We start from the raw sequence: 2,137 nt of genomic DNA on the forward strand, positions 1-2,137 counted from the left end.
GTTTGGGTGAAAATTGCAATAAGCGCACTTTTTTCAGTATAACCGATAATTCATCAACTTATTTATTTTTCATTCCTAAAGCAAGGATTTACGCTTGCCCATAATTCTGTCAAGATGGGTCAGAATTAGAATTCAATCAACTCGAACTAAACTCTCATGGCGAAAGGTTTTTCACCCCAATTGGAATCCGCTCCCCAAGAGCGCTCTTTGAAAACTCCAGAAATCCAACCGATTGAGGAAATACAAGCTAATTTATTAAGTTATGTCGAGGAGATTCAAGACCATCGAGTCTCCAGAACTCAAAAGCATGTTTTCAAAGATATTCTAGTGATTGCAATTTTAGCGGCGATCGCCGGAGCCGAAGGTTGGGAAGACATCGAAAATTATGGTCTGAGTAAATATGCTTGGTTAAAAGAGTTCTTGGAACTCCCTAATGGCATTCCTTCAGATGATACATTTAGGCGAGTTTTTGAACGCCTTAATCCCGGAGAAGTCGAGCAAGTTTTAAACAAATGGCTTCAACAGTTGATGGGAAGTTTAGTGGGAGAAGTTATTCCCATCGACGGTAAAAGTCTCAGAGGCTCTTACGACCGAGAAAAAGGAATCAAAGCTTTAAATCTCGTCACCGCTTGGGCTAGTCAAAAATAATTAATTTTAAGACAAGTTAAAGTCGAAGGCAAGTCCAATGAAATAACGGCGATTTCCACCCTGCTCAAATTACTCGACACTCAAGGTGCAATTGTGACAATTGATGCGATGGGAACTAAAGCCGAAATTGTCCGACAAATTCGAGAACAAAAAGCCGATTATGTCCTGGCTTTGAAAAAGAATCATCCGACCCTCTACAGTCAAGTCGAAGAAAAGTTTCACCAGCTCCCAACTCTGACGCAGGATTAATTGGCAGGAATGAGCTATCATTAGCACCTTGAAAAAGGACATCACCGCCTTGAAAAATGCCGTGTTTGGGCCTTAGATATTGCCCATTTTGAAGACCTCTATCAGGCCGAACAATGGTTGGGACTCCGAACAATAATTTTTGTTGAAAGAACTCGCCATCTCTGGAATAAAATCACTCACGAAGTCAACTTCTATCTTTCTTCTTTACCAGCGGATGCTCAGTTTTTAGGACGGATTATTCGTCAACACTGGGGGGATTGAGAATCAAGTTCATTGGGTTTTAGATGTCACTTTTCGTGAAGATCGATGTCGCATTCGCTCTGGGTATAGTCCTCACAACTTCGCTCTCCTTCGACGTTTGGCCCTCAATGCTCTGCGTCAGGAAACCACTCTCCAGCGCAGTCTACGACAAAGGCAGAAACGGGCTGCTATGTCTAATAGACCTCTTGCAAAAAAAATATGTGTTATTCTTAAGAGTTTGCTCAAGTTTAGGTAAAAGTTTGAATTATTGGGTTGATTGGCATCTCCTTAAACTTGCCCAGCCTGCTAGATTTAAAAATTGCCTAAACTTTCCATCCATAGCACAAAATTATTTTGCAAGAGGTCTAAGCTGTTCAGCATTTAAATTTTTTGCCTGAAAGCCAGGGTGCAAGGAGTCTAGGCTTCAAAAATCCCAATTTAAATGCGTATCAGCTTAATGATTATATGATGAGTGTTCTCAGTTCCTTTTGTCAAGCGTGATTGAGATGCTCTTACCCTGAATTAAAAACTTCTTTTGGGGTTGACTAATCCCTGGCATTTGTTGTAAGATTGATTCAATAATCTTCATCAGGCAATCTGTTAAGCTTGTGTGTTTTTATAGCTTAACCTAAAAGAGCGCCTTTTTTTCTGTTCATTTTGGGTTCAGATTGCACTCACTTTTTTCGCTTCTGTGATTTATTGCGCAAGCGTTGCTTGCCGTAGGCGTCGCATCCCTCTTTAAAAACTGTCCGGAGTATTGATTTTACTTGTTTATGGCAAAGTTAATTTTACCAATTTGGACCGTTATAGTTCTTTGAGTGAAAAGACCTATCGTCGCCACTTTTTTAAAGGTTTCGATTTTCCCGAATTTCATAAATATTTTATCAATCGAGCCTTAAACCATGAGCGAACACTGATTGCAGTTATCGATTGTTCTTTTATTCCCAAAAGGGGCAAAAAAACTGAAGGAAAAGCTAGTTTTTATAATGGTGTAGCTGGC

At 40.0% G+C, this 2,137-nt stretch carries 1 protein-coding gene and 2 pseudogenes; all 3 read left to right on the forward strand.

The annotated features are described in order from the left end of the window. Window positions 1-156: 156 nt before the first annotated feature. Window positions 157-862 (forward strand): annotated as a pseudogene (locus QUB44_RS31365) (ISAs1 family transposase); the annotation flags it as partial. Between the two features lie 65 nt (window positions 863-927). Further along, window positions 928-1,393: pseudogene (locus QUB44_RS31370) on the forward strand (ISAs1 family transposase); the annotation flags it as partial. A 501-nt stretch (window positions 1,394-1,894) separates the two neighbouring features. Further along, window positions 1,895-2,137 (forward strand): hypothetical protein (locus QUB44_RS30660; RefSeq protein WP_333373666.1); only part of this gene is annotated, 243 nt, incomplete at its 3' end.

Source organism: Microcoleus sp. AT3-D2, assembly GCF_036705715.1.
GTDB lineage: Bacteria > Cyanobacteriota > Cyanobacteriia > Cyanobacteriales > Microcoleaceae > Microcoleus.